Source organism: Pseudomonadota bacterium (assembly GCA_023229365.1).
Taxonomy (GTDB): domain Bacteria; phylum Myxococcota_A; class Polyangia; order JAAYKL01; family JAAYKL01; genus JALNZK01.
On the sequence record JALNZK010000046.1, the window covers coordinates 17,186 to 38,972 of the forward strand.

The 21,787-nt window shown below is 39.4% G+C and carries 24 protein-coding genes and 1 pseudogene; 1 reads left to right on the plus strand and 24 read right to left on the minus strand.

Annotation, left to right across the window (positions count from 1 at the left end):
• Positions 1-109: 109 nt before the first annotated feature.
• The 23 genes and pseudogenes from M0R80_17555 to M0R80_17665 all read right to left on the minus strand — a co-directional run bounded on the left by M0R80_17555 (position 110) and on the right by M0R80_17665 (position 18,073).
• Positions 110-571 (minus strand): HIT domain-containing protein, encoded by a 462-nt coding sequence (locus M0R80_17555; GenBank protein ID MCK9461440.1) that lies wholly within the window; start codon positions 569-571, stop codon positions 110-112.
• On the minus strand, positions 568-1,254 hold the full coding sequence (locus tag M0R80_17560; GenBank protein MCK9461441.1) for a hypothetical protein: 687 nt from the start codon (positions 1,252-1,254) through the stop codon (positions 568-570). Before M0R80_17560 ends, M0R80_17555 begins: the two co-directional genes overlap by 4 nt.
• A 122-nt stretch (positions 1,255-1,376) precedes the next feature.
• Positions 1,377-1,550: a hypothetical protein gene (locus M0R80_17565; GenBank protein ID MCK9461442.1), complete on the minus strand. Its 174-nt coding sequence runs from the start codon at positions 1,548-1,550 to the stop codon at positions 1,377-1,379.
• A complete protein-coding gene (locus tag M0R80_17570; GenBank protein MCK9461443.1) occupies positions 1,537-1,887 on the minus strand; it encodes a hypothetical protein in 351 nt (116 codons plus the stop codon). Before M0R80_17570 ends, M0R80_17565 begins: the two co-directional genes overlap by 14 nt.
• A 1-nt stretch (position 1,888) precedes the next feature.
• Positions 1,889-2,044 (minus strand): hypothetical protein, encoded by a 156-nt coding sequence (locus tag M0R80_17575; GenBank protein MCK9461444.1) that lies wholly within the window; start codon positions 2,042-2,044, stop codon positions 1,889-1,891.
• Positions 2,029-2,517 carry a hypothetical protein gene (locus M0R80_17580; GenBank protein MCK9461445.1) on the minus strand — a complete coding sequence of 163 codons (489 nt, stop codon included), beginning with the start codon at positions 2,515-2,517 and terminating at the stop codon, positions 2,029-2,031. Before M0R80_17580 ends, M0R80_17575 begins: the two co-directional genes overlap by 16 nt.
• Positions 2,518-2,522: 5 nt before the next feature.
• Positions 2,523-2,783 carry a hypothetical protein gene (locus tag M0R80_17585; protein ID MCK9461446.1) on the minus strand — a complete coding sequence of 87 codons (261 nt, stop codon included), beginning with the start codon at positions 2,781-2,783 and terminating at the stop codon, positions 2,523-2,525.
• 126 nt (positions 2,784-2,909) lie between these two features.
• Positions 2,910-3,215 (minus strand): hypothetical protein, encoded by a 306-nt coding sequence (locus M0R80_17590; GenBank protein ID MCK9461447.1) that lies wholly within the window; start codon positions 3,213-3,215, stop codon positions 2,910-2,912.
• Complete coding sequence (locus tag M0R80_17595; protein ID MCK9461448.1) at positions 3,212-3,472, minus strand: hypothetical protein; 261 nt, start codon at positions 3,470-3,472, stop codon at positions 3,212-3,214. Before M0R80_17595 ends, M0R80_17590 begins: the two co-directional genes overlap by 4 nt.
• 444 nt (positions 3,473-3,916) lie before the next feature.
• Positions 3,917-4,339, minus strand: a complete 423-nt coding sequence (locus tag M0R80_17600) for a ribonuclease H-like domain-containing protein (GenBank protein MCK9461449.1) — start codon at positions 4,337-4,339, stop codon at positions 3,917-3,919.
• A 10-nt stretch (positions 4,340-4,349) separates the two neighbouring features.
• Complete coding sequence (locus tag M0R80_17605; protein ID MCK9461450.1) at positions 4,350-4,832, minus strand: helix-turn-helix domain-containing protein; 483 nt, start codon at positions 4,830-4,832, stop codon at positions 4,350-4,352.
• 826 nt (positions 4,833-5,658) lie between these two features.
• Positions 5,659-6,120: an HNH endonuclease gene (locus M0R80_17610; GenBank protein MCK9461451.1), complete on the minus strand. Its 462-nt coding sequence runs from the start codon at positions 6,118-6,120 to the stop codon at positions 5,659-5,661.
• 409 nt (positions 6,121-6,529) lie between these two features.
• A complete protein-coding gene (locus M0R80_17615; GenBank protein ID MCK9461452.1) occupies positions 6,530-7,249 on the minus strand; it encodes a CHAP domain-containing protein in 720 nt (239 codons plus the stop codon).
• Positions 7,250-7,285: 36 nt separating this feature from the next.
• Positions 7,286-7,858 (minus strand): hypothetical protein, encoded by a 573-nt coding sequence (locus M0R80_17620; protein MCK9461453.1) that lies wholly within the window; start codon positions 7,856-7,858, stop codon positions 7,286-7,288.
• Between the two features lie 29 nt (positions 7,859-7,887).
• Positions 7,888-8,004 (minus strand): annotated as a pseudogene (locus tag M0R80_17625) (anaerobic ribonucleoside-triphosphate reductase).
• Between the two features lie 38 nt (positions 8,005-8,042).
• Entirely contained in the window at positions 8,043-8,351 is a 309-nt protein-coding gene (locus M0R80_17630) for a hypothetical protein (protein ID MCK9461454.1), read from the minus strand.
• A 1-nt stretch (position 8,352) separates the two neighbouring features.
• Complete coding sequence (locus tag M0R80_17635) at positions 8,353-9,309, minus strand: hypothetical protein (protein ID MCK9461455.1); 957 nt, start codon at positions 9,307-9,309, stop codon at positions 8,353-8,355.
• A gap of 1 nt (position 9,310) precedes the next feature.
• Entirely contained in the window at positions 9,311-9,772 is a 462-nt protein-coding gene (locus M0R80_17640; GenBank protein MCK9461456.1) for an HNH endonuclease, read from the minus strand.
• 11 nt (positions 9,773-9,783) lie between these two features.
• Positions 9,784-11,676, minus strand: a complete 1,893-nt coding sequence (locus M0R80_17645; protein ID MCK9461457.1) for a hypothetical protein — start codon at positions 11,674-11,676, stop codon at positions 9,784-9,786.
• Between the two features lie 128 nt (positions 11,677-11,804).
• The gene (locus tag M0R80_17650) at positions 11,805-12,659 is read right to left on the minus strand and encodes a hypothetical protein (GenBank protein ID MCK9461458.1); all 855 of its coding nucleotides are present in this window, start codon (positions 12,657-12,659) and stop codon (positions 11,805-11,807) included.
• Entirely contained in the window at positions 12,659-16,378 is a 3,720-nt protein-coding gene (locus M0R80_17655; GenBank protein ID MCK9461459.1) for a hypothetical protein, read from the minus strand. The genes M0R80_17650 and M0R80_17655 overlap by 1 nt, the downstream gene beginning before the upstream one ends.
• The gene (locus tag M0R80_17660) at positions 16,371-16,967 is read right to left on the minus strand and encodes an HNH endonuclease (GenBank protein ID MCK9461460.1); all 597 of its coding nucleotides are present in this window, start codon (positions 16,965-16,967) and stop codon (positions 16,371-16,373) included. Before M0R80_17660 ends, M0R80_17655 begins: the two co-directional genes overlap by 8 nt.
• 8 nt (positions 16,968-16,975) lie before the next feature.
• Positions 16,976-18,073: a hypothetical protein gene (locus tag M0R80_17665; protein ID MCK9461461.1), complete on the minus strand. Its 1,098-nt coding sequence runs from the start codon at positions 18,071-18,073 to the stop codon at positions 16,976-16,978.
• A gap of 52 nt (positions 18,074-18,125) precedes the next feature.
• Between M0R80_17665 and M0R80_17670 the strand changes: the two genes are divergently transcribed.
• Positions 18,126-18,632 (plus strand): CAP domain-containing protein, encoded by a 507-nt coding sequence (locus M0R80_17670; GenBank protein ID MCK9461462.1) that lies wholly within the window; start codon positions 18,126-18,128, stop codon positions 18,630-18,632.
• 177 nt (positions 18,633-18,809) lie between these two features.
• Here the strand turns inward: M0R80_17670 and M0R80_17675 are convergent, their stop codons facing one another.
• Positions 18,810-21,296, minus strand: a complete 2,487-nt coding sequence (locus M0R80_17675; GenBank protein ID MCK9461463.1) for a polysaccharide deacetylase family protein — start codon at positions 21,294-21,296, stop codon at positions 18,810-18,812.
• Positions 21,297-21,787: the final 491 nt, after the last annotated feature.

Here is a 21,787-nt window from a genome sequence, read left to right on the forward strand (position 1 = left end):
GTTCCACAAGAACAGTTGTAAGGATTCATCATACTGTTATTTCCCATAAGTCTTTCGCCACAATCCCCGCAATGTGGCATAGCTATTTTTACTTTTTTGTATTGGAGTTTCATTCCTCCCCCAAGATGGTCAATAAATCGTCTATGAGTGCTATTTCACTTGAGTTCATCCTTAATATGTTTCTGCGTTTATATTCCAATACCTTATCCCTCATCTGTGCTTGTTGGGTGGACCAAGGAAGTTGTAATCCATCATCTTTGTGTCGTGGGACTATGTGGAAGTGTAGGTGCTGAATCGTTTGGGTAGCATCAGTTCCTTTGCTAGTAATAATATTATAGTCACAGTCCAAATCATTGGTGAAATATCTCAACGCCCATCCCACTTGGTTAGCATTTAATTCAGGATTGTTTAGGTGTGCTGTGTGAAGTTCTGGGACTACTAACTTGTGTCCTGGAGTGACTGGATTGAGTGGCTCAAAACAGACGAACCCTGCGAACCTATCTTCATATTCCCTATTAGCAATCCTTTTACAAAATACGCAGGACTGCTCCTCTACGGATGGTTCTTTCATAGCGATTTCACATTCTTGAGGGCAGACTCAACCTCACTTTTATCATAGGTATTGTTGCCAATCTTTATAGTTTCTTTTTCTTCCTTTTCTTCTAAATCCTCAATCTCGTAATCGCCTAAGACATACTGATTTTCCCAATAATCTGAACCTGTCTTGTCGGTAATGTCTTTGATTTTTCCTGTATCATCTCCGCCAATAAACCAACCTAGCTTGAACCCTGCTTTGGCTTCCAGCCGAGCATTGCCACAGACCCAAGCATTACCACAGACCTGAGCATCGCCATAGACCCGAGCATTACCATAGACCTGAGCATCGCCATAGACCTGAGCATTGCCATAGACCCAAGCATCGCCATAGACCCGAGCATTGCCATAGACCCGAGCATCGCCATAGACCTGAGCATTGCCATAGACCCAAGCATCGCCATAGACCCAAGCATTGCCATAGACCCAAGCATCGCCATAGACCCAAGCATTACCGTCTTGACTTAAGTTGTCTTCCTTTTCTACCCAGCCACCAAGTTCACCCTTTTTGATACTGCCGAAATTTGCAGTAGCTTCAATTTGATATAGTGTTCCACTCCAGAATGTTTTAGTTGTTTTCGTTAGTTTAAACTTCACTTTGTCCTCCTTTTTAATTATCTTTGTCTCTACGGATGGTTCTTTCATTTCTTTATTGCTCATTTAATACCTCGTCCAAAATTCTTTAAATAAATCACTATATCTGATTGTTTCAGCAAGTGGCGAAAGTAATACAATATTCCAACCTTGTATCATAATCAGCGTTTTGTAGAACATATACTTCATTACTCCTCCTTCTCTGACTTCAATCCATCAATAAGTTGCTCCACTGGTTTGATTGCATTGCTGAACTCGTGGTCCCAGCTGAATGGCTTGACTATTTTAATTAACAAAATAATAAGGCGTATTGATATTTTTTCCCTCGTTGTTAGTTCATCTTTTATGTTAGTTTCTGCCATCTTGTTCTCCTTTCATATCGTTGATTAGTTGTTCAAGGTCTTCTAATGCTTTAAGCCTTTTGCTATATTGTGGAAATTTTATAGCTCCCATATCGTGAGGATAACTTGGTAGTTTCTTTATCTTCTCCAGCACTTCGTTTAGAGTGTCTTGGCGGGATTGGTCTATCTTATATTTTAAAAATTCCGACCACATCCTGCCCTCTTCTCCATAACCCTCATTACCCTTAGACATCGCCATATCTATAACCCATTCCAATTCTGATTGTTTTATAGTTGGATTCATTGTGATAGTTTTATCTACAATCTTTTGACATTCTATTATTTCTTCTTTTTTCACCTTATTCTCCTTGTTCTGTTAATTTTTTAGCTGTTTGGTCACTACATCCAAGTTCTTTGCCTATTTTCACATAAGACATTCCAATCTTTCGTAATTGTTTTGCTTTTTTAGGGTTTCTTTCAAATGTTTTAGTGTAACAAGCTATTTCTTTTTCCATCCCTGATCCTTATTCCCTTTCATTCCCTCAACTATTTGCTCAAGGTCTTCAAGGCTTTTCCTGATTTTTTTTGTATAGTCGCATATATAGCTTTCCTTGTAGTCTACTAGACTATTAACCACTAAGTCGTGTGCCACATCATCTCCTTTAGGTGCTTGATTCCACCCATCTGGACAAGTCGTATATATATCGCTAAGCATCTCTTTTATCTCTTTAAAGGCTGGACTTATCTTCTCCAGCACTTCGTTTAGAGTGTCTTGGCGAGATTTATTAGTAAGTTTTTCGGTTATTGCGTCTGCTATAAAATATCCTATTTCATCCTGTGTTTGTTCTGGATTCGGTAAATACTGGATTCTTCCCCAACCTCTTAAATCAGCTATCATATTATTTTTAGAGTCCCAGAATGAACCGCCCTCTTTATCAAAACGAATAGGTGCTATTATTATTTCTCTTATTTTTATCTCTTTTTCCATAACTATTATTCCTCCTTCTCTGACTCCAGTTCAAACCTTATTTGTTCCATTGCGGCTAAATAACCTTTGTTCCACTCTTTATCAAATTGTTTAGAAGATTCTATCCAACTGTCTATCTTCTCTAGCACTTCGTTTATAGTGTCTTGGCGGGACTTAGAGACAAGTCTCATACAGACATCGTGCATATAAGAAAAGTTAGGTATTACTCCAGATTTCTGAATCTTGTCCATTTCTTCTTGCCAAAGTTTTTCTATTTCTTTTTCCATAACTATTGTTCCTCCTCCTCTATAAACATATTTATTGCTGTTGGTTCTTCAAGTTCTATATCTGTGTCGGTATATCCGTGTGCTAATAAGAATTTGTTATATCTGTCTAGTAGGTCTAAATCGTGGCTACTTAGCATTGTCGTTCATTATGTCTTTTATAATTTTGTATAGCTCGTCTACTTGAATAAAGTTAGCAATTAAAGTAAAGCCGTTCTCTTTGTTAACATTGGCTTTAACTTTTGCTTCGTTTATTCGTTTTACTAGTTCTTGTAAAGCTTGTGTTTTTCCTATCTCTCTATTAAACTTTGATAAAGTCCTCATATCTTTTTTAAAGTTTAAAGTTTTAACAAAGTCTTTTGACTCTTTCATTTCTTCTTTACGTTTCTTTTGTCCTTCGTCATACCATTCTTCTAGTTGTTTGTTTTGTATCATATGCGCTCCTTACTACCTATTGCTTTTTGAATTTTATTATAAAATTGTTTTAATGGTGTCCCGGCATTTTCGAGATTATTCGTTAATTTCCAATCTTCTAGTTTGTTGATCGGATTTATTCTTTTCTCAAATTCGTAACCATCTCGTTTAAGATCCCACATTCTTGCTGAATATCTCCAACATATTCTGTGTAGTTCGGTTGCATTATGCCATTCACCGTCTGATAGAAGTTTTATTATCTTTTCTTTTTGTGTCATTACCCTCTCCTTTTTGATTTTGGCTCTTTAAATTCATCGCCAGTTAAGTTTTTATTTGTTCTATGGTAGTTTACTCGTTTTAGAAATATCGTGTCTTAGAAGTCCTTTAAATGGGTAGTGCAATCAGGATCATAACCTGTTGCATGGCAAACACTTGCGTTGTATTCGCTTGCCGTTGAAAAACTGGCTACAAAAAAAAGACCTGCTAATATGACTATGGCAAATATTAGCGATCCGATAACATTCCCATATATTTTGTCTTTAGTTGATCTTTCCGGTTGTAGGTTTGATAACATAGCGCCTCCTCTAGTTACTTTTATTTATATTTGAGGTTGTTCCCTTACGGATTTGTTTACCCTCCTGGGACGGTAAGCCGCTTTGCCTCTAGTGGTAAAACCTTATGAGTTGATTGTATATTATTGGACTTTTGTTGTCAAGGATTTTTTATAATCCGTACTTGTTTTCGATATAATGCCCTGCCAGGTTGCTATCACGCCCCTGCCACTCTAACGTAACATCAATATACTGCTTTAGTCTGTCGATTCTACCCTTAATGGCTTGATACCACTCGTAGTCATTCATCTTGCGGATAGATTTAGCGTTTCTTTTGCTTTCATCTTTCTTAAACTGAGATATAGCACATCGACTATCAGAGATGATATGTAGTTTTTTCAACTTCATTTTTAATGCTATATCTAGCGCATGTTCCATCGCCATCAGTTCAGCAATATTATTAGATCCTCCGTGGTTGCTAACATCAGATAGTATTTTACCTTTAGAATCTGATACTACTGCTATCATAGTTCTTTTTGAAGCGTCTTTTTGATTACTCATTGAGCAACCCCCATCTGTGTAAAATGTAATCATTTTTCCTCCTTTAAATTTCCTTTAATTTGAAACTCCTTATTAGCTCTCTAACCTTTTCCTTACTTCCCCCGTCAGTGATATTTATATCTTTAACATCTTCTTTTATTCTTTTATTCTTTACTTCTTTATTAGTGTTCGCTTGTTGTTCACTTATTGTTCGCTTATTGTTCACTTGGTTGTTCACTTGGTTGTTCACTTTGCGTTGATATTCGCCCCATTTTAAGATTGTAATCGTGGTATAAACGCTGTTCGCTTCGTACATCACTTGGTTGTTCGGTTTTTGCCTAAAAACCTTCAAAATGCGGTAGACTTGTTGTTCACTTAGCCCTGTATCTTTGGCAATTTGCTTTCTTCCGAAGGTAACAACACCGTCTTTATCGCAATGTGTTAAAAGCCAAATCCAAACAGTTAATCTTTCTGATTTGTTCTTTCCTAATAGCATACTGCTATCCCATATCTTCTTATGTAAGAGAATCCACCCATTAGTTGCCACCCCCTCACCATCCTATTCTATAAAACAAACGAGCCACCTAGATTGTCGCTAGATGGCTCACTTGTTTATATTTGCAAATATTTCTTCGTTGCGACAATCAACTACTAAATTATACACTAATATGGAATGTTTTTCAACTACTACTTATCCACAACCATTTCGCTGACGTCACGAAAATGGTACACAAATTCCAGCAGACGAAAAGGAGGTGATCTAAACATCTGCCGGAATATGGTGGGGAGCGATGGGCGCTATTATCCTTGCTCCCCATGTTGGTCGTGGGTTTGGGGAAGGACAGCGCTGTTTACGCGGTCCTTTGCTCCCCTCGCCCACGATAATCACTTAAATCTTTTCTCCCACTCAAGGTACTGGTAGCATTCTTTTCTACAATAGAAGTAGATCATCGGGGTTGCTCGGTAGCAGATTTGACAGAAGAAATTACTTTTAAATTTCATCAGTCCATACTCGATGAGAAATACTGTATCTCCCGAACGTACTTGTGCCAAAATACGCAAGGTCTATTGCACGTCTGGTACTTTTCTTGGTCAGATAGTCTGCAAACTCTGCAAATCAGCTTTTCTTTCCAGTCGTACATTTTCGTATTCCCCTCCTTTAACACAGATTTTTAAAAAGTAACAAAAGTCGCAGTAAGATACTTTTCTTCGACAGTGAGTATCGAAAAATTGGTGAAACTCCCTGTGGTCTTTGGAGCAGAGTCTTACTTTTACTTTACGTTCTGCCTTAGATAAGTGATTACGCTTAGGCCAGAATAGTCAAAGATGATGCTTAGTCATTCTGTCTTCCACAGAACCGCACAAAGCACACATCATATAATCACACCCTTTCCTTTTAGAAAAATAGAATATGACTCTTTGGCTTCCTCTAAGGTATCGTACCTTCCGACGTTAAATGTCTTGCCACATATCGATGTCTGCACTTTCCATCTTTTGCGAAACTTGTCCCAGTAAATGCCTGCAGGTGCGTAACTCTTGGTACATTCTTCTCTCCTGTTTCGGCTATTAGCAGAGTAAGTAACTACCCTCAGGTTCTCTCTTCGGTTGTCTAGCTTGTCTCCATTAATATGGTCAGTAACCATCCCCTCGGGTATTGCTCCGACCATCTTTTCTGCTATCAACCGATGCATTCTTACAGACTTTTTTTTACCGTTTACCTTTCGAGTGTAGTATGCGTATCTGTCAAATTGCCACTTTCCTAAAGAAGTCAGCCATTCGAAATCTTCAGCTGATACCTGGGCGGTTTTCCCCTGGGTTAATTTAATTTCCTTCATATCACATCCTTTCTTGATATTACTCATTCAATTAGAAACTATGGTTGGTTAGGCGTGGTTCAATCAAACCACACAGAACACACATCAAGACAATCCCCTCCCCTCAATTTTTAATGTACAAGCCCTACAAGATACTTATATGTCCTCAAAATAAGAACTTTATAAATATACTCATAAGCAAAAGATGCGAACATTACCGTAATGCTCGTGTACCCGAATACTAGTTCTACTGTTTTTTGGTCACAATATAATCCGTTGTTTGCGTAGGTATAAATTAGAGCAAACAAGAACGACATTATTATTACTGCGATTGGTGCGTTTTTTCTCTCTAGTGGGAATTGTTTCCATCTTACTTGGATTTCCGTTACTACGGGGATTGCTAGTGCGATTAAGGTCGCAAGCTGTGCGTTTATTTCCATAAATCTCCTATTAGTTTAATAATCATTTTTAAATAATCTAAAAGAGTTATTTTTTTGACCTCTATTTTTTCCATTTCTTCTGTTATTAGGTCAATATCTGTTTTTTGTTCTAACTCCTTTTTTTTCTTTTCTAACAATTCAGCGTCTAGTTTCGCCTGTTCCTCTGCCAATCTCTTCTGTTCGTCAGCGATTCGTTTTGCTTCTGCTTTTTGTGCGTCATCTGCTATTTTTTTAGCCAGTTCTGCTTTTACTCGGCTTTCTTCTGCGATTCTTGCCTGTTCTCTATTAAAAGCCTCTTGGTCAAAATTAACGTCTCTAATTGGTCGTAAAACTCCCAAGACTGAACTGTAATTATGAGTGATTAACTTGCAACCTGTCGTTCCGTTTGAAGGACTCCAATTTTGGTCTAGTGATATAAACGTATTTACGTTTGCCTCAACAACAATAGCGATATGCCCGTAAGTTCCAACGCCTGTACCCCAAACCATAATGTCGCCTTTAATAGGTATGAACGATGGCGTATTCGGTATTCTGGTTAAATAGGAAGACGGGTAGTTGTTCCAATAATCTTTTGCGTTATTCGTGTATGCTGGTAAGTTCAAAACATCTACAAAGTATTGCTTTATTACATCTACGCACTGAAAGCCGTATATTCCGTCATAGTCTATTTTTACGCCTGTGTATTTTTTAATAAATTGTTCGGCTGTCATACTGCTACCTTGAATACTTTCCTATCTGAGAATTCTTTAACTATTTTTTTTGTTATGTTCATATACATACCCCACTTTACTTATATGATATTGATATTTTGCCTTACAGGACAAACTGCAACATGCTGGAAAATATTTTTTATTGCTATATATTGTTTTTTCTTTTCCACACCACTTACAATTAAATGTGTATTTGTGGACTCCTCTCTCTTTATTGTGAAAGGTTGTGTGACAAGACGGGCATAATATTTGTATATTGTTCACGGAATTATTCTTTTTATTTTTGTCTATGTGGTGCAGTATTTTCCCCTCTTCGCCACAAGAACATTTATCAGGCAAAAGAATTTTTTTAAGTCTATGGAAATCTGACTCGTAGCTATTTCCTGTAATATATTTAGGGTGTTTATCTTTGGCTAATATTCTCGGGTCATCTTTATACGTCTTGCCAGAGTTCCACGCAATGCCTTTCCAGTTGCTTGCCTTAGACCTCATTTTATGTTTTTTCATAAATCTACATAAGACTGGTGGCGTTACCCCTAATATTGTGCTTGCTTCTTTCATTGTTCTATTCGTGTCAATATACTCCTTTTTTACTTGTTCCTCTGTCATACAATTCTCCTTTTTATACCTCTATTGTATCACAAATCCTTCGGGATTACGAACATTTTTCTTGACTTAAACTCTTCGGCTTTCCCCTCATTCCATTGGTTTACAGGTCTAATATAACCAACCACCCGACTGTAACATTCTGTGGGTTGACGTTTTGACTTTAATATATCGTATTCTTTTTGGCTCATCTTTCATCCCTACACATTACTCGTTTCCACTTGTCTTTAATGTATGAATTTCCTCCTAATGTTTTAGTATAGTGGTCATACATTTCATAAGCTAACTGCTCTTGTACGGCGTCTTTCATTACGCCTTTTTCTATGTCTGCCAAATACCTAACGAGAAAGCATTTACAGTTATTGATGTCCATTCTTTTAAGGTCTTCCGAAATTGGTTTGAATAGTTTTTTAATAACCCTGCCATTATAAGCAGATAGAATGAGGACTGCTCCGACTACCTCGGAAAGTTGAATTATGTTAGTTGCTATGTCCATCTTATCTCTCGCAAATAAAGGTTAGTTTGAATGTACCAGCAGCAGGAGTACCAGCTTTTGTCCATGTTAGTGTAAATCCGTCAGCATCATAAGATTTCACGACGGCTGATTGCGCCCAACTTGCTTGGTCTGAATAGGAGGTAAGTGCCGCAATGTCATAATAAACATTTGCTGCCGATTGATAGGTACAATGATTCGCCTTAGCCGAGTCTGAAAAGCCATTGCTTCTATAAAGCGTTCCATCTCTAACCCCTATACATTTAATACTTGATGGAATGAAACCGACACCAGTATATGAAACATCTGTTGGAGCACCAGCCGCACCAGCGTCTCTAGTTGCTGTGATGATTTTAGTGAATAAAGCACCATTTCCTGCCGTAGTTGAGAGTTTAGCGTTGGTAACTGCACCAGCAGTTATATTGTCTGTTACTACTGAATCATTGGTGGCTAGTTTACCATCTTTAATTAGTAAGCCGTCTATATCCACTCCATGAGCAGCAGCAGCTTCTAATATATGGTCTACTTCGATATTTCCACCATCTGCAACTACAACTGAATCTGCGGTTACAGCTGCATGTTTACCAGTTTGTTTATGTTCTATGAGTAGCCCATCTACTAATCTGTTTTCTCTGCTAGAAGCAACAGGAATATAAACTCGTGAGGTCGAACCTGCTGGGTAGTTTTGGTCTGAGCCATATCTTAGAACCATACTTTCAATGGTAGTAGCCCCTGTTACGATGCCAGTCCATTCGGTATAACTTCCAACGTCTCTGACTTCTACTCCATTTACAATTGATACGGTATCCATTGCGAACACGACACCAGTATCGGTACTCCAGTTAGTGGTCGATACCACTGTGATCGACGTACCCCCTATTAAGTGACCAGGTGCAGCCAAAGTAGTTGCAGTCCCTGGACTGCCTACATGAGAAAAATAATCTTGTGTATTCGCCGCCATTTTATATCTCCTTTATGTTATTTAATTTTGCAAAAGACCCAAACATTTCTGTGATCTTCTCGTTATATGCCTTCGCCGCATCCAGTTTATTATCAAAATGCTTTGAAAACCTCAACTTACCATCTTTATTCAACCTAGCGACCCACTTACACGCCCTCTTATCCCACGAGACACCTTTGTAGCCAGAAGTATTATGGCTCGGTTTGGGCAGGTTGGCATTATTTTGTGAACGAGTGCATACACGCAAGTTAGACTTACGATTGTCTAGTTTATCGCAGTTTATGTGGTCAATATCCACCCCTGAAGGGAAGTCCAAGATTAGACGGTGCATATATATGTGTTTGCCTCTTGATACTCGTTGTGCATATCTACCACTAAATGACCACTTGAATTGATTCAAGTACTCGAAGTCCTTATCATCGACTATGGCGTATTTACCTTGTGTAAGTTTTATTTTTTTCATAATCTTTCTCTCTAGCTACGGAATATGAGCTCTTTGTTAGCAGTTCCTCTTGTATTGACTGCACTTAATAAATAATCGCATCCAGCGGTTTCGGTAATAATCTCCCAATCTGCCTGATTCAGTAAGCCTTTAGGTCGTATAGAAACCACCGCTACGCTCTTACCGAATGAGTCAATCTGACCTATATCATCTCCATATAGATAGTCTCCTGAATAATCCCAATCTCCTATACCTGAAAAGCTGGTTTCTGTCGTGAATGTATCTGTTCCGGTAGAAGCAGTAGAACCTCTCTTAGTGAGTCCAAGGGTATTTACTTGGATTGATCCTTTGGGTTGTATAAACTTGAAGAGTTGCTTGTTGATATTCCCTAGAATGATTCCGTCTTTATCCCATACTAGAGAAGAGAACGCGCATCTTGTCCTGAAAGCAACACCGTCATCAGTCGTGTTTTGAGACCCTGCGCGAGTAAACTCCAGTATCTTGTTTCCTACTAAAGCACATAAATGAGGAAGTCCATTATTGTCTTCATACAACCATAAATCTTTAGCAGCTACTGTCCATCTTAAAACCCAAGCGTTTTTACGAGCCATATCTATATACCATATCTCATTGTTCTCAGTAGAGCCGACAGGAAGAGCAAAATAAACTTTTTCTTGATATTCAACGCCTACAGCTTTATCGAGCGAACCTAAACTTATTCTGTTTATATCTGGCTCAATTAGAGTCGAGAGTGTTTGGGTTGTTAAAATATTTACGATGTTCTGTGATGTTCCAGTTGTTTTAATAGCGTCTCCAGTTGGGTAGATTAGAGCGTCTTTTACTTTTACGGTAGCTCTTGGTGAATAAGTACCCGATTGACCACTTGCTTCGATAATGTTTGGAAATACTATGACTTGATCGCCATAAGTCGCTTGTTCAAAGGTAACATGACTTAGTTTACCTTTCCCTGCCGAACCCCTGCTTGAACAAGTGATAACAGGGTCGCCCTTACCAGTACGGAATCCATCTACAAAGTTGAGGACAGAATCGCCTCCCCCATCTATCTCGAAACTACCACCTCCGTTTAATGGACTAAAATCGGCCGCCCTATCAACTGCTGAAAAAGAAGCTGAATAATAAAGCTTATTACCGTCGGCTACGCCATACAGTTGAGAGTTTTTTGAGTCGTTGTATAGCCATGTAAATATCGGCCCTTCGGTTGAATTAGACTCAGGGGCTGTCTTAAATGGGTTAGCTGTTTGCGAACCATCATCAGTATAAGCTAAAGTCGTTAATCCCGATAAAGTTATTATTTCGTAAAAAAGACCATCAACTGATTCGCCCCAATATAATGTATATGAAGTCGCTCCTGCTACTGCTGACCAAGTAAGCGCTACTGTTTTTGCGATAGCGGCCGCAGAATCTAAGTCATCCCTTATACTGTTGACGTTTACGGCAGTTGAAGCAGCACTAGCGGCACTTTCACCGACTGCGTTATTAGCTGTTACTTTATAATAAAAGTTGTGAGGCTTAGTACCTGAAATAAGGTTGGTACTACCAGTCCCACTTGGAGCGGCAGGTGTATCGAGTGCTACATACTCCACAGTGGCCCAAGTAGCCAAGTCAATATAAGTAAGTTTATTCACAGAATTGAAGACATACACTCGATTCTTAGATTGAACAAACCCAGCCCAAGCACTAGGGTCATAGGCATTAGCACCTCCGACTAGCGTAAATGCACCGCCATCTTCTTGATAATATATTTTGCCTACTCCGCCAGTATTCATCATGAACAGTAGCCCACGCTTACCTCCGTAACGATATTTGCCCCTACCGATTACCGTATCAGTTGGTTGCGTTCCGTATGATACTAAAGGCGGTCTAGGTCTAGGGATATTGTCCTGTGTCAGTTCCATATTCGTCATGTCAGATAATGAGTCTATAGGTCTCCTAGAATTACTCAAAGCCGAAACATATCCTTTAGGAAACTCGTTTTGGGATATATTGAAACCTAGAATGTTTTTATTCTGTTGTGGAGACGATGATTTGTACATTATCTCATTCCTATTCTAGTTACTATTGTTGGTACAATTCTCGGACTCCTACCAACTCCCCTACGATTGGTTGAAACCATCGCTGTGTATAGATTGTTAGCTTGAGCATTTAAATCAGGAGCTTTAGAAGCGTAAGTGAGGTCATTAGCCGCCAAATCCTTAGCTACTGCATAAACTAGCCACATCGGATCATCGACAGGTACAACATCACTGGCATCATCTAAACTAAACGGTACGAAATAACCAGGTACTAATAGTTGGCTTCCAACCAAAGAAGTTGGCATAGTAGAAACAAATGATATAGATTGTGGGTTCATACCATAAATAAATACAGCATCAGAATCTATCGTAGCTTCTTGTGGTTTAATTATGTTTAATATTGAATAATTACCAGTAGCATCGCTAACAATAGCATTAGTTGATGGTGCTATGAACTGTCTATTCAAATTGTATATGTCAACACCAGTTTTAAGAATAATATCACGAGTGAATGTTGTGGTGGTTGTATTTGTAAATGCTACTGTTACAGTAAGTGCAGTATTACTAGTTATTGTGTCTATAGTTCGTTCAGTTTCTCCTTCAACATTGATTTTATCGCCTACTTCATAGTCTAGGAAGTAAGTTCCAACTCCTGTAAGCGCTGTTGTGCCGACAGTTGAAACAGTACCAGGTTCTGTGAAGTATCCCCTTGAGAGTGATTCCCAAGTAACTTTAGTGTCTCTGGCCCATTCGTTTATCTTTCTATTTGCTACCCTTAGCCAGTATGAGTAATCAGCCGTTCCTGCAGTTGGTGCATCATCGTCTGTTGCTCTATAAGCATCGTTTATGTGTAAAAAAAGCTCTGAAACTAACATTATACCTTCTTTCCTTTAATTTTGATTCCTTTAACTATCTTCCTCAAAGCCTGTTGATTACTCAGGTTATCTGATGTAGTCGTTTCAAGCATCTTAATCATTCTTTCCATGCTTGCTTTCTTAGCAGCACTCTTACCCTTAGTAAATCCACCATAACCTTTGTATTTAGCCATGTTATTTACGAGGGTCTGAGCATCGTTCTGTAGGGCAATCACATCTCTAGGATCAAGATTCTTGCTCTTTAGCTGTTCCTTTATGTTATCGTACTGACTTTGAGCCGTTTTCAGCCAACTTCCAAGGTCATCATTGTCTTTATATTGTTGTAGGTATTCTTTGCCTAAATCATAACTAAATTTGAGTTCAGTTACTGGAGTTGCGGCTGTGCCATCTGTATTGCGGGTATAAACCATACCGTCTTTGACTTCGTAGGGTTTGTCTGAAGCCTCAAAGTCCATCTTAGCTACCTCAGTTTGTGCGCCTTTTAGCGTATCTTTGGACACCCAGTCACCCTTTGAATCCATGAAGCTAAACCCATTGGAGTCTTTCTGTATTCGTTTATCGCTAGTCTGTCCGCTTACGCTAGACGCATTTGTTCCCGTGCTCTTCTGATATTCTTTTTGAAGATTAGATCTCTGCTTGTCAGCTTCTTTCTGCGTTATAGTACCCCTCGAAAGACCGATGGAAATAACTTTATCAGCACTATTAAACTCATCTTTAGCAAACTGGTTCTTCTGTTCTGCCGAGTATTGAGATTTAGGAAAGGCAAACGCCTTGTTCTTTGTGTATTCACCGACAAAAGGTATTTCTCCAGCAGCATATCTCTTTAACTGTAAATAAGGATCAGTCGCTTTTTTCTCTCCTTTGGCTATAGATATTTGCGACTTGGTGTTCTTCTCTATACCCGCTGGTATTGCCTCTAGCCCTGTTAATATATTGCCTACCTTGCCCACAGTAGGGCCACCGATAGAACTTAGGGTTCGGGTAACTTTAGTCAGAGGGGTATTGTAGTCATTCGTATAAGTATCATATAGGAACTTTCCTTGAATAATCTTTCCCGTAGCAAAGTCTCCAAAGGCTTTTCCCCACTTGTCCCAAGCTCTTATGTCCATGTTCTTATTAGCTTCTTTAGGGTCTCTGCCTGTTACAAAGTTTCTAGCGTAGTTTGCTGCGTAAGAACCAGCTATTGCTAGAGGTATAAACCTAGCGATAGGAGCGAAGTTTCCTTTTTTAGCTTCGCCTAAAATCTCATCTCTTATGAACTTTGTCTGCATAAACGAGAACGATTGGAATTGAGTAGCAAGTCTTCCGACTGGTGTCTTCCAGGCTGGAGGAACATCAACAGGATTTACCTTAAACTGAGTTCGTCTTGTAAGTTCGTAAGCAGCACTTAATAGTTGATCTTTGCTCAGTTTTCCGTTCTTTATGGATGTTGGGTCTATACCAAGATCCTTTAATGCCCTCATCGTATAATCAGTCATCTCTTTTTCAGCTAACTGTTGTGCTCTGATAACACCAGTGTTTGCGGCAGTTCTTCGATTGAAGTTTTCAACCTGTTGGAATGGCCACAGAACAGCTTTAACAACCCTGTGAAGATCTACGCCTTGCTCTTGAATATTTACTAGATTGTCATAGACACCTGCCTCGTTGGCTATTTTCTTGCCTTCTTTGGTGAACCCTTTAGCCGCTCCCTTTACAGTGTTTACGATCCCTGCCTTTGATGCTGTGTTCAAGGACTGTGTAGCATTAGTTATAGCAGATAAATCTAATTGAGTCGCCAAATTGAATTGAGTGACTGCACTTACCGCTTTATTCTGAGGAGCGCCTTTAGTAGTGAAGTCGAATATTCTCTGAGCCTCACCATAATCGCCACCTTCTTGTGCAATCTTGTTTATATATTCTGCTGCTTTTGAGTCCTTTGCTCCGAAATGTTCTACTTCTGTAAATCTCTTAGCGATTGACTCAGCATATTTCTTAGCATAAACTTTCGGATCACGAATAAATCCAGGCAGATTTATTTCTCTTGCCTTCTCTAAATTCCCAAATCTTCTTTCAGCGTTTTGGACTATGAAATTGTCTAATAGCTGGGTAGCTTCTCCTAAGTTCCTAGATTGACCTGTATCTACTAGATGTTGGAGGGCTTCAGCTCTGCGCTTTCCCTTCTTAAATTCACTCACCTGATACATTTGAGGTGCATAATCTTCTCTCATCTTGAATGGAGTCTTCACGCCATCTTTGGTCTGAATCTCAAACCCTTTGGTCTCGGCTTCTTTACCTATTTTGTTGAACCAGTTCCTTAGGCTCTTGGATGCTCCTGCGGTCTTTGCATTAATTGGCTTTGCCTCACCGCGCAATACGGCATCTACATTTGCAAGTTCGTCCTTGCTCAATCCTTCGAGTGCTGTGTCTATATGAACATTCCATCGCCCTCTTAACAGGTCTTCTGCTTTCCTTTGTGCCTGGATTGCTTCTTCTAGCTTCACGCCTCCAACACCACTTCTCTTCAGTATTTTGTCTCCACCAGTTATTAGTTTTCTAGCCGTACCCATATTTTGGACTTTGCCACTTAAAGGCTCTAATTCCTTGGCTAGTTCCTTCGCTTCAAGTTTTATGCCTTCGTTTCTAGTAGGAGCCTTAGGCGTAATACCACCTACCTTCTTAACTCCCATCATTGCCCCTACACCCAAAGCTGCTTTTACAGGGTTGAACTTGTAGCCGGTTATTTCTCCGTTTTCGTCATATTGAGGCTCAAGTCCAGCGACGCCGCCAAAAGCAGATTGACCGTTATCGGCTACTACCTTATTAAAGTTGCCTGCTAATTCTTTTGTAGTTCTTGGCATACCGTTAGCATTTAACTTATAGTGTTCGGCTATTCTTGAAGCATCGAGTTCTAGTCGATGCGCAGTTTTAGGGTCGGGTCTGTAAGTTCCTTTTGTATAGGCAATGAAATCTGTCATTACATTTTGATCGTCAGGATGGATTTTGGGTACTAATGAGGTTGTTGGAACTGATTTCTTGGCAGGGTTCAACAATTCTCCTACCTTATTTACATCAGTCTCTTTAACTAACTGTTTCACGGTATTAGCGTCAACAGTTTTGCCAGCCCTTTGGAGGAGATTGGTAACAGCCTTAGCGTTAGAAGCTTTGGCAAGGGAGGAAGCGAGTTTATTCTTACCGCCACCAGTTACGTCTAGTACCGAACCCATCGCGGTCATACCAAGAGCAGCAGTTGTGGCATATCCACCCTTTAACCCTGTTTTTTCTGCATAAGATTTATTGAAGTTTACTCTATCTTGAACGGTTCCAGGAGTTTGCCCGAACAAAAACTTCTCAGTCTTAGTTTGATTAGGGTCTTGTAAAAAGTCTTTGGATATAGTGTTAGGTGCGACTATATTTCCTACCTGTACAGCAGTTCTAGCGGCTGGTCTTAAAGTCATGTCCAATCCAAAATTACCCACTTTTTTGGAAGTAGGCACAATGGAATTAGGAATCTGCCTTACTACATCTCGAACTCTGACATTTGTAGTAGGTTTCCAGTAATCTTTATCTAGTACATTGTATCTGTCAGAAGCTCTCATAGAAGGTTGAACGATATGCTGATTGACTTCATTTCTGACATTATTAGCAAAACCACCAATAGTTTTAGCAATGTTTGTTGTTGCCGGTTGTGGTTTATTAACCTTCTGGTCGTCTATGCCAAGGAGTTTTTTCAAGTTAAACATTATTTAACCTCGCAAACTCTCCGTGCAGTTCAGTAGCAGCATTGTCATAGGCTTTAGCAGCCTCTAGTGCTGTCTTGAAATATCCTAGAAATATTTGTTTTTTATCAACCTGTATACGTGACAAAAATCCACAGCGACTGATACTTATACCCTTGTAAGGTACAGCGCTATTTCGATTATGTGATGCATTCCGCATATTCTCAGTTCTGGTGCATACTCGTAGATTGTTTTTTGTGTTATTCAGTCTGTCCATGTCTCTGTGGTCTACTTCCATGTCAATAGGAAAGCCCATTATCAATCGATTCATTTTTACACACGTCTTGCCGTCTATGTTACCAACGGCATAACCAGTAGAAAGAGACCATTTGTGTTTATCAAGCCATGCGAACTCTTTGTCAACTATTGCGTAACCGTCCTTAGCGTTAATTCCGAGAGGAATCTTTGCTATCTCACCCTCAATGATAGCCGGTCTGTGCTTAGTATGAATCGCTACGATCTTGCCGTGGTAAACTGCTTGCTTATAGTGATTAGCACAATAGCCTCTTGCAAGATACTTCTCTCCACAATTTTTGATTGTGCAAAGTCTCATGAGACCTCCTATGCTTGTTCAGTTAAACGCTTACGAAGCAAAGATACATACGGATTGTCGCCACCTCCACCCTGATTCTGAAAGTTAATCTGACTTCTATCTTGGTTATACGTTGAGATGGCCGGAGCAGCTTGTTTAGGCGTATATGGTTTGAAGTATTTGTCAAATAACCCTACTATGGCATTCTGTGAATCTTTCACCTGTTGCTCGTATGGTGCTTGTGCTGCCCTTATGGAAGCTAAATCTCCACCACCAGCATAGTTTAGACTACCTTGGGTTGTAGCAAGTTTAGAATTTATATCAGCTCTCTGGCCGTAAATTCCACCTTCTAGGTCTTGCTCATTCTTCTTCTTTTGCTCAGCAAGGTCAGCGAGCACACTTGCGAAACTACTGTCTATGTTGGACATGTTTGTACCATAGACGTTATTAGCATCAGCTCTTTTACCTGATATATCTTTTCCAATCATGTTCGGAAGTAACTTCTGAAAAGCGGATGAACCAGTACCACTAGCACGACCTAAAATAGCAGCTAGAGAGTTATATCCACGATTAGCAGCGTTATTTATTTTGCTATAATTCTGTCCTTTAATGGTTGTTTGGTCAGTCGCCTGTTTCGTTTTGTCGAAATTAGCGGTATCTACTTCTTTGTTATATTGGTTAGCTATTTCCTTGTTACCATCTGCTAATGTCTTATCTAATCCGCCTAGTTGGTTCTCATATTGCTGTTTTATGCCTTGGAGATATGAGATATCTGCTGGAGTATAAGCATCTGAAGTACCTGAACTAGTGCCAGTAGGAGTTGTAGGGATAGTAGTGGTGCCAGTACCAATGTCAGTTACATCTTGGCTAGATGTAACTGGAGCCTCTTTGCCTGTTAGGTTTGTATAGTCTTCTCTAGTAATCGGCAAACGGGCACCGTCACTACCTAATATGTAATAATCAATCCCTGACCCATCGGCTCTAACTGAATAAAGGGGTGTAGACTGTTCGCCCATCGCTGCATTTGCGCTACCTACTCCAAAGAGTTCTGAAATTCCCATTTCGGGTAGATTTAATGAACTACCTATTTTATCAGCTGCTCCTCCTATAATGTTTGCAATACTCATGTCTGTTTCCCTTTCTGTTGACTTTTGTTGACTTATAATGTACAATGATTTTATGTTAAAGATAAAGTTTTATATAAAAGTAATTTTAAGTATCGTTTTCGCTCTATTGTTCGTTGTAGGGGTATATTCCTATGTTTACCATAAAAACCTCGTAGAGAAGTCCTCTGTCGTTTCTACCCCTATTGTGCAAGACTGTTCTGTTACTGATGATGGTGTTATAGAAGCTGTGAACAAGTATCGTGCCGAAGTTGGTGTTGCTCCACTGGTTTTTAACCAGAGTATTGATGACTTTTCAAATAAACGCGCTACTGATCTAAATGGTGTCCTAGACAATCATGCAGGACTTCAGCCGGCACTAGATAGTACGAGGATGGGTCTGTACATACTTGTTGGCGAAGATCTGCAACTTTCGACTGGTTGCCATAACTCCGATAATCGTGTTCTAAACTTTAAAAAATCTGAGAAACACTGGAAATCCCTACTTAATCCTCGTTATGACGAGATAGGAGTTGGGTTTTACAAAGAGCTATTAGTTATAAATCTTGGTGATGTCCAGTAGCTTTTAAAAAAGGAAGCTAAATCATCACAGTTGGTGACAATACTCACTTCCCTTGTTCGGGTTAGTACAACTCTCCATTTTTAGGAGTGGCTGCTTGTATTGGATATATTATACTACATCCTTATAAAAAATACCATGCAATATGTGAACGCTGAGGGAGGAACTCAGCGAGGACAACTAATGCCAAGACCCATTTGCGTATATTTCTACTGCTGAGGTGTCGATATTGTATCCGATAGTTCCTTCTAAAGGTGATTCTGGCTTTCCTACACTATTCCAAGTCGATATTCTCGATTCCCCTATTCTTACAGCAAATTCTTCATCATATATAAAGTGTTGTTCGCCATTATAATAAAGTTGATGTGAACCAGCCGAAGGTGAACTAGAGGGCGAAGCTGATTCAGAGGAGGATTCACTAGATGAAGCGGAAATCGAAGAAGACGGACTGCTTGAAGGACTACTTGATTCCGAAGAACTCGGGCTTGTAGAGGGTGAAGCAGACATTGATGAGCTCGGTGAGCTTGAAGGTGAGCTTGAAATTGAAGAACTTTCGCTACTAGAAGCCGATACACTAGCACTTTCGGAACTAGACGGACTAGACGAAGGACTCACAGATGGTGAACTTGAAGGGCTTGAGCTAGGACTAGCCGAAGTTGAGGAACTCTCACTACTCGAGGCTGAGATTGAGCTAGAAGGACTACTACTAGGACTGCTAGATTCTGACGAACTCTGTGAGACTGAGCTACTAGGGCTACTAGAAGGTGAGGAACTTTGTGAGCTGGACATACTGGAACTGGCACTAACCGAGCTTGATTCTGAGGAGCTAGCACTTACAGAAGAACTTGGACTTGTAGAGGGACTACTCGAGAGAGAGCTAGACATACTAGATGAAGCTGAAACACTACTAGAAGGCGAAGTACTCGGGCTTACGCTAGGGCTTACACTAGGGCTACTCGAAGCTGAACTACTAATTGAAGATGAAGCCGAAACCGAAGAACTGGGTGAGGTGCTAGGTGATACTGACGGACTTGTACTAATACTTGAAGAAGCAGAACTGGAAGGACTACTTGAAATTGAAGAGGAAGCGCTAATGCTAGAACTTTCGGAAGAAGAGGGAGAGTGTGAAGGTGATGACGATGGACTAGATACTATTGATGTATAAGTTACTGTTAAAATTGCTGAAACACTTGGATAAGTATCAAAAGATTTTGCTTGTCTATATGCCCCACTAGTACTTGCATTATTATTTACCATTAAACAAACAGCTTGACCATCACTCCAGCCTCCCCTGTCTATTACCTCTTGTAAAATAGTTTTTAACTCTGGTGTGTCAAAATTATTATTAGTAGTCCAAGCTTCGACTGTATTCCAAGCAACAGCAGAAGTGAGAGATTTTCCATTAAAAGTATCAACATCAGTTGGTGAAGTCGCATCATCTTCAGCACAAAAATAGACATTAAGATTAGTACTATCACCTGATTGATTTCCAACTGATTGAAAAGTTACCTTAGAAGAAAGTATAGTTGAACCATTTGGTATTTTTATATCGTCAAATCTAAAAAATCCACTATAATAATTAGTGCCAGACCTACCCACTGCTACCCAACCTGAATTATTGTTAAATACTGGTGTTGCGGCATTATTAACATACCCATCATCGGCACTTGCAACAACCATTGTATTACTACTTTGTTCAGTATTACCCGCAATAACCTCACTCATTGGTAAAACATTTGCACCAGAACTATTAAGATAGTCCATTACTGTTTGGAAATTGGCAATACTATATTCAGTTCCTATTGTTGGGGTTGTTACAATTTTATGTAAAACCAAAATTAACCACTCATTATTGGCAATAGCATTGTCAATATATCCCTGTATAGCAGATGTTGTAGTTGTATTTATTGGGCTAAAAGCATTTATCCTAAATGGAGAAATATAACCCAAGGGTTGGTTTACATAATTTATAGTCCTTGCATAGTCGAAATAGTTATCAACTACACTTCTAACTAAATCATTATTTTGTCCCTCTGGATAGGCATAAATATTTCTTCCATTATAACTATTATTATCAAGATAAGTTTTTGATGCAGAAACATCAGTTATTATTTGTGCTTCCGTTAGTGTAGTTAAATCTGTTTCCCCGTGTCCAGAAATCTCCCAACCACCAGTAGCCATTGTGTCAATTTCTGTTTGTGTTATCCTACCAGATTCTCCTATTAAAGATGGTATAACAAATAAATTACCCCTAAAACCAAGGGAATCCATATATGAATACGCCTCACTATATTGGCTATCCCAACCATCATCAAATACCACGCTTACAAAACCCTGTCCACCTTGGTTATAAGATTTAAAATTATCAAAATAAACAGTTGGAGTTTGTCCTGATGTACCCCAAGACCTTACAATTAAAGTTGAAACATTATTCCAAGTCGGAGAGCCATAAGAAAGCATTTGCGACCTCGTAAAAGTCAACTCATACCACTCGTCGTTTTTAAAGTCTTGAAAATAATCTGGAAAGTTTATGTAAAAGAAATTAGCAGCAGTGCTATTATCAGCAATCAATAACTGACATCCTCCTACATTTGTCCAATCACTACTTCTAATCCAAACACTAAAATTTTCCTTGGACCAATATTTAAGACCTATATTCTTATACATTCCACAAGCCAATTCATCGTTGGAATTTATAATCTTGATAGAAGCAGTTCCTTCTTGTTTTATAGTTGTGTCGTGAGATGTAGTACCATTACCATATTTATCTGTCCAACCACTATCAAGACTTTCTATTGTCTTAAATAGAGTTTCTGGATAACCACTTGGGGATGAACTCGGAGAACTACTAGGACTACCGCTAGGCGAATTGCTAGGACTATTTGAAGGTGATGACGATGGTGAATTACTAGGAGAACTCGATGGACTTGTAGAAGGGCTGACGCTAGGGCTAACACTCGGGGAGCTAGATTGAGAACTACTCATACTAGATGAAGCAGAAATTGAGCTTGAAGGTGAGGTTGAAGGAGAAGCAGAAGTAGAGGAACTTGGGCTCGAGCTAACTGATGATGATTCAGAAGAGGATTCAGAAGAAGACTCTCCTCCCCCCTCAGTATATGTAACCGTCAAAATAGCGGGTGCAGAATTACCATCTTTAG